13 protein-coding genes and 1 pseudogene are annotated in these 12,088 nt (G+C 37.9%); 12 read left to right on the top strand and 2 right to left on the bottom strand.

The window, feature by feature from the left end; translation table 11 throughout:
• The first annotated feature begins 46 nt into the window (after window positions 1-46).
• Complete coding sequence (locus WBG45_RS00255) at window positions 47-433, top strand: gamma-glutamylcyclotransferase family protein (protein WP_424411803.1); 387 nt, start codon at window positions 47-49, stop codon at window positions 431-433.
• A gap of 29 nt (window positions 434-462) precedes the next feature.
• On the opposite strand, the gene WBG45_RS00250 is transcribed toward WBG45_RS00255, so the two are convergent.
• The gene (locus WBG45_RS00250; RefSeq protein WP_424411802.1) at window positions 463-1,011 is read right to left on the bottom strand and encodes a DUF3267 domain-containing protein; all 549 of its coding nucleotides are present in this window, start codon (window positions 1,009-1,011) and stop codon (window positions 463-465) included.
• Between the two features lie 175 nt (window positions 1,012-1,186).
• Here WBG45_RS00250 and rpsF point away from each other — a divergent pair, with 175 nt between their 5' ends.
• From rpsF to WBG45_RS00200, 10 genes are all read left to right on the top strand, one after another.
• Entirely contained in the window at window positions 1,187-1,480 is a 294-nt protein-coding gene (rpsF, locus tag WBG45_RS00245; RefSeq protein WP_024536273.1) for a 30S ribosomal protein S6, read from the top strand.
• Window positions 1,481-1,536: 56 nt separating this feature from the next.
• On the top strand, window positions 1,537-2,043 hold the full coding sequence (gene ssb / locus WBG45_RS00240; protein WP_024536272.1) for a single-stranded DNA-binding protein: 507 nt from the start codon (window positions 1,537-1,539) through the stop codon (window positions 2,041-2,043).
• A 142-nt stretch (window positions 2,044-2,185) separates the two neighbouring features.
• The gene (rpsR, locus tag WBG45_RS00235) at window positions 2,186-2,422 is read left to right on the top strand and encodes a 30S ribosomal protein S18 (RefSeq protein WP_017378776.1); all 237 of its coding nucleotides are present in this window, start codon (window positions 2,186-2,188) and stop codon (window positions 2,420-2,422) included.
• 231 nt (window positions 2,423-2,653) lie between these two features.
• The gene (locus tag WBG45_RS00230) at window positions 2,654-3,595 is read left to right on the top strand and encodes a YybS family protein (RefSeq protein WP_424411801.1); all 942 of its coding nucleotides are present in this window, start codon (window positions 2,654-2,656) and stop codon (window positions 3,593-3,595) included.
• A 12-nt stretch (window positions 3,596-3,607) separates the two neighbouring features.
• The gene (locus tag WBG45_RS00225; RefSeq protein ID WP_424411800.1) at window positions 3,608-5,581 is read left to right on the top strand and encodes a DHH family phosphoesterase; all 1,974 of its coding nucleotides are present in this window, start codon (window positions 3,608-3,610) and stop codon (window positions 5,579-5,581) included.
• On the top strand, window positions 5,578-6,027 hold the full coding sequence (gene rplI, locus WBG45_RS00220) for a 50S ribosomal protein L9 (RefSeq protein WP_024536269.1): 450 nt from the start codon (window positions 5,578-5,580) through the stop codon (window positions 6,025-6,027). Before WBG45_RS00225 ends, rplI begins: the two co-directional genes overlap by 4 nt.
• Before the next feature lie 12 nt (window positions 6,028-6,039).
• Entirely contained in the window at window positions 6,040-7,401 is a 1,362-nt protein-coding gene (gene dnaB, locus WBG45_RS00215; protein WP_024536268.1) for a replicative DNA helicase, read from the top strand.
• Between the two features lie 194 nt (window positions 7,402-7,595).
• Window positions 7,596-8,882 carry an adenylosuccinate synthase gene (locus tag WBG45_RS00210; RefSeq protein ID WP_424411799.1) on the top strand — a complete coding sequence of 429 codons (1,287 nt, stop codon included), beginning with the start codon at window positions 7,596-7,598 and terminating at the stop codon, window positions 8,880-8,882.
• Between the two features lie 96 nt (window positions 8,883-8,978).
• Entirely contained in the window at window positions 8,979-9,899 is a 921-nt protein-coding gene (locus WBG45_RS00205; RefSeq protein WP_424411798.1) for a hypothetical protein, read from the top strand.
• A complete protein-coding gene (locus WBG45_RS00200; protein ID WP_424411797.1) occupies window positions 9,896-10,456 on the top strand; it encodes a hypothetical protein in 561 nt (186 codons plus the stop codon). Before WBG45_RS00205 ends, WBG45_RS00200 begins: the two co-directional genes overlap by 4 nt.
• A gap of 83 nt (window positions 10,457-10,539) precedes the next feature.
• On the opposite strand, the gene WBG45_RS00195 is transcribed toward WBG45_RS00200, so the two are convergent.
• Window positions 10,540-11,445: a YitT family protein gene (locus WBG45_RS00195; protein WP_424411796.1), complete on the bottom strand. Its 906-nt coding sequence runs from the start codon at window positions 11,443-11,445 to the stop codon at window positions 10,540-10,542.
• Between the two features lie 357 nt (window positions 11,446-11,802).
• Between WBG45_RS00195 and WBG45_RS00190 the strand changes: the two are divergent.
• A pseudogene (locus WBG45_RS00190) lies at window positions 11,803-12,088 on the top strand (hypothetical protein); the annotation flags it as partial.

Genomic DNA, 12,088 nt, shown 5'->3' with positions numbered 1-12,088 from the left:
TTCGGCTAATCCGTTTTTTGAATACCAGGTAAAAGGTGGATTAAACATGAATTTATTTGTATACGGAACATTATTACATGGAGAGACCAATCATCATGTGCTGAACGGTGCAACACTTTTATATACTGGTGGGGTGCTTCAAGCGAAAATGTATGACACAGGGAATGGATATCCCACGATTGAACTTGCGGAGGGTTCCACTATTGTCGGAGACATTTACGAGATTCCAGACCATATGTGGTTAAACCTTGATGATTTAGAGGGGCATACGGGCAATCCAACAACCGATTTGTATTCGAAAGAAATCGTGAAAGTACGAACTTTAGACGGTTTAATAGAAGCGGTAGTCTACACCATATGCGACGAATCGATGAAAATGGTTGCAATTCCTTCAGGTGATTGGAAGAATTATCGTCAATCTCAACATAGATAGAGCTGCTCCCTTTAAAACGGGAAGCAGCTTTATTTATGTTCGAAAATATATAGTTTAGGTAGTTCTGGATCATCTTTAATCCATGCATCATCATCGACTGTTCGAAGCTCTCTTATCATTGAAAAATCTCCAACTGCACCAGCTATTAACCAAGCTGATAATAAAGCAAGAAGCGGGCTATTAATCGAAATAGCAATTATTGCAGGGAGAACTCCAGTTGTCCAAAACGGAAGGATTAACACTTTTCTCATGGCTTTGTTTTGAACTGCTTCAGTTGTTGTCGCGTAGGCAACGCCTAATTGCATATTAATCCCGTAGTCAAGTGAGCGCCAAGGAACTTTGGCAAATAGGACGAAACCGATTAAATGGCTTGCTTCATGTAAGACAATTAAGAAGATGTATCCAACCAAGAAGAGGAACAGACCTAACCAAGAAAAATTAAATGAAAAATCTCGATGCACAACACTATTCAGTAATAAAAGACCAATGCTTAAGATAATGGTCAAAATCAAACCTGTCTTACCAATTTGTTGAATGTTTAAGTCTATTATTTTTGTTGGATTGGTCCATTGTTGCATGACTTTCACCTCTATATAGTTAGTATACCGAAATGCTGTATCGCATGACTATATAAATAGTTGGTTGCGTGTGCATTGGGATTGTGATACAATCAATTGATGTGAGTAATAAACGTTACTTGCTCCTTGCCTACTGTTACAGTCAGGCCCAAGTCCATAAGGAGGTGCAAAAAAGATGAAAAAATACGAATTAATGTACATTATCCGCCCAACAATCGAAGATGACGCGAAAAAAGCTCTAGTAGCTCGTTTCGACGAAATCTTGACTTCGAATGGTGCTGAAATCATCGAGTCAAAAGAATGGGGCAAACGCCGCTTAGCTTATGAAATCAATGACTTCCGCGAAGGTTTCTACCAAATCGTGAAAGCAAACGCTGATTCAAGAGCAATCGACGAGTACATCCGTCTTGCTAACATTAACGAAGATATTATTCGTTTTGTAGCTGTCAAAGCACACGTTAAAAAATAAGAATATAAAATCGAGTTTACTCGAAACAACTTGCAGACGAGGGAGGTTGTATTCTGATGATTAACCGAGTGGTTTTAGTCGGAAGACTGACAAAAGATCCTGAGCTTCGTTATACACCAAGTGGAGTTGCAGTTGCACGTTTTACACTAGCTGTAAATCGTTCATTCTCTAACCAACAAGGTGAAAAAGAAGCGGATTTTATCAACTGTACTGTTTGGAGAAAACCAGCTGAAAACACAGCAAACTTTTTGAAAAAGGGAAGTTTAGCAGGTGTCGAAGGGCGTATTCAAACTGGGAGCTATGAAGGCACAGATGGAAAGCGTGTTTACACGACTGAAGTTGTAGCTGATAGTGTTCAATTCCTTGAACCACGTAATAGTTCTGGTGGAGATCGTCCTCAACAAGGACAACCTTATGGCGGCGGTTCAAACCAAAACAATCAATATTCATCTAATCAACAGAATCAATCACCAAATCAGCAAAACTATACACGTGTTGATCAAGATCCATTCTCTAGCGGAAGTGGCCCAATCGAAGTTTCAGACGACGATTTACCATTCTGAGTCGAAAAGCGAAACGTGCTACTCAAGCTCGACTTTGACGGTGGAAAGACTGAATCGAAAATGCGAGCTTGACTTACCGTGATGATGAAACATCTTTTCAAACACACTTAAATACAAACAAACACTAAGGAGGCGAAACAATATGGCACCACGTCGCGGAGGCAAAAGACGTAAAAAGGTTTGTTATTTCAACTCAAACAATATTACGCACATTGACTATAAAGATGTTGATTTGCTTAAAAAATTCGTATCAGAACGCGGAAAAATTCTTCCACGTCGAGTTACGGGAACAAGCGCTAAATATCAACGTAAATTAACTTCAGCAATCAAATTATCACGTATCATGGCATTACTTCCTTTCTCTACTGAAGAGAGATAAGAATTGAACATGTACGCTTAAAAGACCGGGAAACCGGTCTTTTTTTGATGTCTGCATTTTAACTTGTTTTGAACTTTTGTTGCATCTTGTTCAACATGTTACAATAGGAAGGTAAAGTTGCCTTCCTAAGGGTTGAATAAATGTCCAACAAGGTGATTCTCTTATTGAACTACAGAGAAATACGGTAACTTATAAATGATTACATGATTTTTAAGTTAGGAAGGATTTTGAATGCCGAATGAACAAAAAAGGCAGCTAACTTTAGGTACAATGGTAATTGTACTATTTTCAATTTTGTTGGCTGTTTCTTTATATGTGCCTATCGTAAACTTGGTTACCTCATTTTTTATCGCTGTGCCAATAGCTTGGTATAGTGCAAAATTTAATCGCAAAGCGTCTATTCTCGTTACTATAGTTAGTATCGGGATATCTTATTTTATTGGAGGATTGCTGGCAGTCCCATTTAGCATGATTCATGCACTGTTGGGCCTGGTTATTGGCGATGCAATTAGGATGAAGAAAAGTAAGTTATTTATGTTACTGTCGACAGCCATTGTATTACTTGTAACTCTTGTCATTCAGTATGTGATCGTTATACTAACTTTTGAGTTTAATCCGGTGACATCATTATTAACAATCGCATCAAATCAATATGAGCAAATGGGTGCTTTTTTAGAACGTTATAATGCTTTGCCGAATAACTATGATAATACGGTAGCAGAAGTCTTATTCATGTTTGAAACAGTAATGCCATCCATTTTAATAATTTCCATTTTTCTTTTGGTCATTGTGTTCATCAATATTTTAGTACCTGTTTTAAAAATATTGGGATTAGTCGTACCGAAGTTCCCTGCATTTAGAAATTTAAAATTCCCTAAATCAATACTATGGTATTACATGGTAGTGCTAATAGTTACTTTATTTGTGGAATTAGAGAAGGGCACTTTTGCGTTTATGGTTATTGCAAATGCCGCCTTAATACTTCGAGTATTACTTATTTTACAAGGTATTTCGTTCATTCACTTCTACATACATCAACAGAGATGGCCAAAATGGCTTGCTATTGTTGCAACTATTTTAGCGTTCCCTTTACAGTCGATTACATTAATAATTGGGATTTTTGATTTGGGATTCAACGCTCGATCGTATGTCAAAGAGAAGAACAGAAAATAAGGAGCTGGAAAAATGTCAGCATTTTTTAGAAAAAGACCCATTCGTATTCCTTTATTTTTTCTATCATTGCTCGGCCTAATAAGCGCTCTTTTACTCCTGTTCTGGCATATGTGGATAGGTATAATTGTTGCTGTTCTGTTTGCCACAGTATTGTTAATAGGTTGGCGATTAGAGAAGCGTTTATATGAAGAGACGGAAAAACATATCGAGACTTTGTCTTACCGGATGAAACGTGTAGGAGAAGAAGCGTTACTCGAAATGCCGATTGGTATTTTATTGGTAAATGAGCATTGGACAATCGAATGGGCAAATCCATATATGGCAAGAGAACTCGAATTTGATTCCATTATTGGAGAAAATTTATTCACATTGTCGGAAGAATTTCATTCACTTGTAAAGCAAGAAGATAATAAAGAGCAAACGATTAGTTTGTCTGGGAAAAAATTCAAAATATTTTATAAACAAGAAGAAAAGCTTTTGTATTTCTTTGATATTACCGAACAAACAGAGATTGAAACATTGTATTATGCTGATCGTAGTGTCATTGGCGTGTTGTTTATTGATAACTATGATGAATTAGCACAAGGAATGGGAGATCAAACACGTAGTGAGTTAAACAGCTTAGTGACGTCTTTAGTCAATAATTGGGGAGCAGGCTATGGGATTTATGTTAAACGTGTTTCATCAGACCGCTTCATTGCTGTATTGAACGAATCCATTTTACTTGAGTTAGAAAAAACGAAGTTTGCGATTTTAGATGATATACGAGAAACTACGTCTAAATTAAACCTAGCTTTAACCCTTAGTATCGGAGTAGGTGCAGGATCATCATCATTAGTTGAACTTGGTCATCTTGCACAGTCTAGTTTGGATTTAGTATTAGGGCGTGGTGGAGATCAAGTAGCCATTAAACAGCCAAGTGGAAAAGTGAAGTTTTATGGCGGAAAAACGAACCCAGCTGAGAAACGCACACGAGTTAGGGCACGCGTCATTTCACATGCCTTACGCGATTTAATTCAAGATAGTGACCAAGTGTTCGTAATGGGGCATCAATTGCCTGATATGGACGCCATAGGTGCATCTGTAGGTGTTCGTAAGATGGCAGAGATGAATCAAATTAATGGTTATGTTGTAATAGATTTTGATGAACTTGACCAAAGCGTAACTCGTTTAATGGAAGAAGTGAAGAGCAAGCCAGAGCTGTTCGAACGCTTTATCACACCTGAAGAAGCTTTAGCGAAATTAACAGATCGCACATTACTTGTAGTGGTTGATACGCATAAACCGAGTATGGTTATTGACGAAAAACTTTTAAATCGAGCGGAAAAAGTAGTGGTTATTGACCATCACCGTCGTGGTGAAGAGTTTATATCAAATACAATGCTTGTTTATATGGAGCCGTATGCATCATCAACAGCCGAACTTGTAACAGAATTACTTGAGTATCAACCAAAACATGATAAAATATCGATGCTTGAGGCAACTGCAATGCTTGCAGGAATTATTGTTGATACAAAGAGCTTTACTCTTCGTACAGGAGCAAGAACCTTTGAAGCAGCTTCCTATTTACGAACAAACGGGGCAGATACAGTGTTAGTGCAACGTTTATTGAAAGAAGACATAGAAACATATGTTGAACGTTCAAAAATTGTTCAAACCGTTGAATTTTTCCGCGAAGGAATTGCTATTGCTCACGGGGAAGAAACGAAACCTTATAGTCAAGTGCTTATTGCTCAAACTGCCGATATTCTACTGACAATGAAAGGTGTTTCAGCCTCATTTGTAGTAGCAAAAAAAGATAACGGGGATGTGGGCATTAGTGCGCGTTCTATGGGTGAAATTAATGTTCAAATCATTATGGAAAAACTTGGTGGCGGTGGTCATTTAACTAATGCCGCATGTCAGATTAAAAATGGCATGATTGATATAGCGATTGAACAACTAAAATTAGCAATTATTGAAATTGAAGGAGGCCAATCAACATGAAAGTAATTTTCTTAAAAGATGTTAAAGGCAAAGGAAAAAAAGGCGAAATTAAAAATGTAGCAGATGGATATGCACATAACTTTTTATTGAAAAACAATTTAGCAACAGAAGCTAACCAAGCAACTATTAGCGCATTAGATGGTCAAAAACGCAAACAAGATCTACAAGCAGAACAAGTGCATGAAGATGCGAAAAAGTTAAAAGAGAAGTTAGAAGAAGTAACAGTAGAATTAAAAGCTAAATCTGGTGAAGGTGGCCGATTATTTGGTTCGATAACAACGAAACAAGTAGCTGAACAACTTCATAAATCAACAGGAATTAAAATCGATAAACGTAAAATGGAATTAGATGATGCCATTCGCGGATTAGGTTATACCAACATTCCTGTTAAATTACATCAAGAAGTAACAGCTACCTTGAAGGTACACGTAACAGAAGAAGCATAAGGAGAGACTGCAATGAGCGAGCCCATGATGGATCGGATTCCCCCTCACAACCAAGAAGCTGAACAGTCCGTTATTGGGGCTATCTTTTTAGAGCCTCAAGCGCTCATTACGGCTGCAGAAATATTACAATATGAAGATTTTTATAGAGTAGCGCACCAAAAGATTTTCCAGACGATGAATCGTTTAAGCGATCAAGGAAAACCAATTGACGTCGTGACGGTGACCGAAGAATTATCGTCTAAAAAAGAACTTGAAGACGTTGGTGGACTTTCGTATTTAACAGAAATAGCGAATTCAGTTCCTACCGCTGCCAATATCGCACATTATGCGCGTATAGTGGAAGAAAAGGCTTTGCTACGCCGTTTAATTCGTGTAGCAACCAATATCGTCGAAGATGGCTTCACACGTGAAGATGAAGTAGAAGCCTTATTATCTGAAGCTGAAAAGAAAATGATGGAAGTATCCAATCGGAAAAATGCGGGTGATTTCAGGCACATTAAAGACGTGTTGGTACAAACGTATGACAACATTGAGCTTCTTCATGCTCGTAAAGGCGATATAACAGGAGTTCCTACGGGATTCCGTGATTTAGACAAAATTACAGCTGGTTTCCAACGCAATGACTTGATTATAGTTGCAGCCCGACCTTCAGTAGGTAAAACCGCTTTTGCGTTGAATGTGGCGCAAAACGTGGCAACCAAGACGGAAGAAAATGTTGCCATCTTTAGTCTTGAGATGGGTGCAGAACAACTTGTCATGCGTATGCTTTGTGCGGAAGGCAATATCGATGCACAAGTATTACGAACGGGTGCATTAACTGCAGAAGATTGGCGCAAACTAACAATGGCAATGGGTAGTTTGTCTAACGCTGGAATTTTCATCGATGATACACCAGGCATTCGTATTAATGAAATTCGTTCAAAATGTCGTCGACTTAAACAAGAGTTTGGTCTTGGGATGATTATGATTGATTACTTGCAACTGATTGTTGGAAGCTCGAACGGTCAAGAAAATCGTCAACAAGAAGTATCGGAAATTTCAAGGTCATTAAAATCACTTGCACGTGAGCTACAAGTGCCTGTTATTGCATTGTCTCAGCTTTCCCGTGGAGTAGAGCAACGTCAGGACAAGCGTCCAATGATGTCCGATTTACGTGAATCAGGAAGTATTGAGCAAGATGCCGATATCGTTTCTTTCTTATATCGTGAGGATTACTACGATAAGGAAACTGAAAATCAAAACATGATTGAAATTATTATAGCGAAACAACGTAACGGTCCTACAGGGACTGTAACCCTTGCTTTCGTTAAAGAATTTAATAAGTTTGTAAATATTGATTGGAGTCAACATACACAACCCACACCTGACTACTAGCAAATATGTTCCGTCACCATGCAATGGTAACGAACTGATTTACTAGCTTGATAGAAAAAACACGAACGATAAATGTCTGACAACATTATACGTTCGTGTTTTTTCTAGTTTTTGGTTGACTCTGAGCGTTTACGTTGGTACAATTACACTGTTTGATTCAGGACGCGTGAAAGCGTCTGACGGAGGTGCTGATTATGACATCGGTGGTAGTAGTAGGAACACAATGGGGAGACGAAGGTAAAGGGAAAATTACAGACTTTCTATCTGAGAATTCTGAAGTAATTGCTCGTTATCAAGGTGGTAATAATGCGGGACATACCATTATTTTTGGTGGAGAAACATACAAGCTTCATTTAATCCCATCTGGTATTTTCTATAAAGACAAGATTTCAGTAATCGGCAACGGAATGGTTGTCGATCCAAAAGCATTAGTGAAAGAGTTAAAAGGATTACATGACCGTGGGGTAACGACTGAGAACTTACGTATTTCAAATCGTGCACACGTCATTTTACCTTACCACTTGAAGCAAGACGAAGTGGAAGAAACTCGTCGTGGTGTAAATAAAATTGGAACGACAGGTAAAGGCATTGGACCAGCTTACATGGACAAAGCAGCACGTGTAGGTATTCGTATGGCCGACTTACTTGATAAAGAAGTATTTGAAGAAAAACTTGAGCGCGCTTTAGAAGAGAAAAATCGTTTATTCGATAAGTTCTATGAAACAGAAGGTTTTACAAAAGAAGAAATTCTTGAAGAATACTACGGCTATGGTCAAGAAATTGCCAAGTATGTAACTGATACATCTAAAGTATTAAACGATGCCTTAGATGACGGTCGACGTGTGCTATTTGAAGGTGCACAAGGTGTTATGTTAGATATTGACCAAGGTACTTATCCATTTGTGACATCTTCTAACCCAGTAGCAGGTGGCGTGACAATTGGAGCGGGTGTTGGACCAACGAAAATTAACCATGTTGTGGGTGTATGTAAAGCATATACATCTCGCGTAGGTGACGGTCCGTTCCCAACTGAATTATTTGACGAAGTCGGCAATCAAATTCGTGAAGTTGGGAAAGAGTATGGAACAACAACAGGTCGTCCAAGACGTATCGGTTGGTTTGATAGCGTAGTTATTCGCCATGCACGTCGTGTGAGTGGTTTAACAGATCTTACAGTTAACTCGATTGACGTGTTGACTGGTTTGGATACTGTGAAGATTTGTACAGCTTACAGCTATAAGGGTGAACTGATTACAGAATATCCAGCGAACTTACGTATGTTAGCAGACTGCGAACCAGTTTATGAAGAACTACCAGGTTGGAGCGAAGACGTAACATCTTGCAAATCACTTGATGAACTTCCAGAAACTGCGCGACACTACTTAGAACGTATTTCACAATTAAGTGGTGTACCAATTTCGATTTTCTCAGTAGGACCAGATCGAAATCAAACAAATATTATTACTAGCGTTTGGCGCTAAATATTAATTCAGGAAAAAGCGAGGAAAGGAAACTTTCTTCGCTTTTTTTCGTATGTAAAAGAAATGAAAGTTTTCTGACGATTGAGGGGGATGAAAATGAAGAGATGGTGGTTTTGGGGAGCACTCATGCTAATAGCGGTGGCATGGGCGATCAATATAGCAATTTACGAGACAGAGCAGTTAGAAGAACCAATTGTATTGAAACACTATATTGAACTTCCAATGGAACAGACCCATTTCTTCAAAATTTACTACTTAACCAACAAAAACAATCCAGCGATACTTCAATCGTTGGAGGTGAACGGTTTGTCGATTCCAAACATATCATCTAGTAATGATATGTGGTTATATGGAAATGAAAATTCGATATACAATACGCCAAATATCGTGCAGGAGTTCACCCATCATCTCTTGTTAGAAGGCCACTTTGACCATTCAATGCTTTCTCCTGAAGGAGTTGAGGATAAACCCTTTACTTGGAACAATGTTATTCTATCGTTCGGCGACAGCACGATAAAGGAATATAATATTGGGGAAATTCACTTCAACTCTTCAAGGGTTAAAGAAGAACATAAATTATCTAGTATGTCGTCTGGGGGAACGTCGAACGGTCTCCATTCAACTATTTATGTTGCAGAAGAACAGCTGAAAATGGATGAAGTCATTGTGCCTATATACATTACGCAGGATGTACAAGTGAAAGTGCATTACGAAGGAGAAAAAGCCCGAGTTCCTGATGCCGTTTATCAAGCTGGGAATATGCCTGACTGGGATGACGTGTCTCAACCACTTGCTAAAGACATAGATTGGCCCATTTCCTTAGAACCACAAGGGACTGTCGGTTTATACGTACAGATTGACCCGACTTTGACCACGGCAATCGATGCACGAATTGACTGGGAGGGAAAAACGGTCGACGGACAAAAGGTTATCGCTCCAGTGTCATTGCAGCACATTCCACAACTGACAACTGAAAGTTTACATCAAATGATTAAGAAAGCGGGAGAAACGCAATGAAAAGGCATGGATTTAAGAATATAATCATTGGTTTTTTGCTGATTCTTCTCGACATCCACATCTTTATTGATGTTTTACCTGATCCTGTTGGCTATCTACTCATAGGGGTTGGCATTGTCAAACTTGGAACAGGGGGATTACGAGCTAAAAAAGCAGAAATGACTGCGTATATCCTGATGGTGTTGTCCCTTCCAACTCTCTTTTTGTCAGGAGAAGTCTTGCAGCAAATGCAATTAGCAAGTTTGGAATGGGTTTTATACGGGTTTGTCATGTCCATTGGTGATTTGATTCTTGTTTATTTTATATTTCTCATGTTATTACATGAAGTCGAGTATCCAATTAATCAAGAAGAATATCATAATCGGGTCAGAAAAATGATGATGATCTATATGAGTATTGCACTAAGTATCACATTTCTACAGCCATTTTTATTAAATATGGAACAAAATACTGCAATGGTGTTAGGAATTATGTCCATCGTGCTCTTTCTCATTGTTCACATTGCTTTTCTGGTTCTTCTTCGAGCCCTTCAAAAAACTTTTCCAACAGCTAGTTAGCGAGAAAAACCAATCTAAGGGACTAATAACATAAAAAATGCGCTTTCCAAAATAGGAAAGCGCATTTTTTCTTTGATATGAAATTAATGAATATTTCTTTTCTTGAAACGGCCACCGCGTACTTCTGCTATGTTACCAATTGCAACAAACGCTTGGAGATCGATATCTTCTACTATGGTTTTTAATTTTGCTTCTTCTAAACGGGTGATTACAGTGAATATAATTTTCTTTTTATCGCCGGTATAGGCACCCTCACCGTGTAAGTAAGTAACACCACGTCCAAGCCGATCAATTATTGCTTCACCGACTTCATCTACTTTTTCACTGATGATATAAACTGACTTCGATTCATCTAATCCTTGAATGACAATATCAATGGTTTTATAAGCGATAAAATAAGCCAAGACGGAATACATCGCTTGTTCCCAAGTAAATACAAACCCTGCAATCGTGAAAATCATTATGTTGAAGAACATAATGATTTCCCCTACAGAAAAAGCTGTCTTGCTACTAAAAAGAATAGCTAAGATTTCAGTACCATCTAAAGAACCACCATAACGAATAACAAGTCCAACACCTATACCGAGTACTATTCCGCCAAAAACGGTTGCGAGAAGTAAGTCATCTGTGAAACGTGCCACTGGATGTAAAAAATATGTGCAAATTGAAAGGACAGTAATACCTAATACTGTAGACAAAGCGAAGGTTTTACCGATCTGTTTATATCCAATAAAAAAGAAAGGAATGTTTAGAAGGAAGATAAAGAGTCCTATTTGAAGACCTGTTAAATGAGATAGGATAATGGATATTCCAACAATCCCACCATCTAATAATTGATTTGGCACTAAAAACAATTCAATACCCATTGCCATAAAAACAGCACCAATGATAATCATCACAATACGCTTTGCTACGACAGCTTTAGATGCTTTTCTATGAGCATAGGGTATTTTTTTGATAGCATTTCGTTGTTCTTGTTCATCTGTCAAATGAATTTCCCCTTCTCAAACTAGTATACTAATTTTACCGTATTTCAGGTGAATAGCATAGGAAGTTACCTTGAAATATGACAAACATAACAAAACAGGTTTGTTGAAAGTGAGTTTTTAGGTAAAAAGATAGAATTCTTTGAGAAAATTAGTTCGAATTAATAGAAAATAGGCATGATTTAAATACAAATTATACTAATTAAATGAAATACATGGATTGAATGAGTCATTTTCTTTACAATGTGGACAATCTTAAGCACTGAGGAAATAGGATATGTTAAATTAATATATGTGTGAAATGTTTCACATAAAAAGAACCGTTCGTTTTTCGGATGAGATTTTGAGAGGGGCTTTATCATGAATTTGAAATGGAATACTGGTGACAGGGAGAAGATTTCATCCGACCGCAAACCAACCCGCACATCAAATATAATGAAAAAAGCAGCCGTAATCGTAATGCTTGCTTCAAGTCTTACATTTAATATCGGATTTGCAAAAGACAATGAAAGCAGTCAATTGCAGAAGATTTTTCATATATATGCTAGTGGTGAATATGTAGGGGTAGTATCAGATGAAAAAGTTGTAAAAGATCTAGTAGAAGAAAAAATTGCACAGACAAGCTCCCAATACGATGATTTAAGAC

Origin of the sequence: Paenisporosarcina sp. (assembly GCF_049671445.1) — a bacterium.
Classification (GTDB): domain Bacteria; phylum Bacillota; class Bacilli; order Bacillales_A; family Planococcaceae; genus Paenisporosarcina.
This window is presented reverse-complemented; position numbering and strand designations above follow the sequence as displayed.

Bases quoted from the DNA above. Each gene is read 5' to 3' on its own strand.
- WBG45_RS00255 (WP_424411803.1), top strand. From the start codon at position 47: ATGAATTTATTTGTATACGGAACATTATTACATGGAGAGACCAATCAT.
- WBG45_RS00250 (WP_424411802.1), bottom strand. From the start codon at position 1,011: ATGCAACAATGGACCAATCCAACAAAAATAATAGACTTAAACATTCAA.
- rpsF (WP_024536273.1), top strand. From the start codon at position 1,187: ATGAAAAAATACGAATTAATGTACATTATCCGCCCAACAATCGAAGAT.
- ssb (WP_024536272.1), top strand. From the start codon at position 1,537: ATGATTAACCGAGTGGTTTTAGTCGGAAGACTGACAAAAGATCCTGAG.
- rpsR (WP_017378776.1), top strand. From the start codon at position 2,186: ATGGCACCACGTCGCGGAGGCAAAAGACGTAAAAAGGTTTGTTATTTC.
- WBG45_RS00230 (WP_424411801.1), top strand. From the start codon at position 2,654: ATGCCGAATGAACAAAAAAGGCAGCTAACTTTAGGTACAATGGTAATT.
- WBG45_RS00225 (WP_424411800.1), top strand. From the start codon at position 3,608: ATGTCAGCATTTTTTAGAAAAAGACCCATTCGTATTCCTTTATTTTTT.
- rplI (WP_024536269.1), top strand. From the start codon at position 5,578: ATGAAAGTAATTTTCTTAAAAGATGTTAAAGGCAAAGGAAAAAAAGGC.
- dnaB (WP_024536268.1), top strand. From the start codon at position 6,040: ATGAGCGAGCCCATGATGGATCGGATTCCCCCTCACAACCAAGAAGCT.
- WBG45_RS00210 (WP_424411799.1), top strand. From the start codon at position 7,596: ATGACATCGGTGGTAGTAGTAGGAACACAATGGGGAGACGAAGGTAAA.
- WBG45_RS00205 (WP_424411798.1), top strand. From the start codon at position 8,979: ATGAAGAGATGGTGGTTTTGGGGAGCACTCATGCTAATAGCGGTGGCA.
- WBG45_RS00200 (WP_424411797.1), top strand. From the start codon at position 9,896: ATGAAAAGGCATGGATTTAAGAATATAATCATTGGTTTTTTGCTGATT.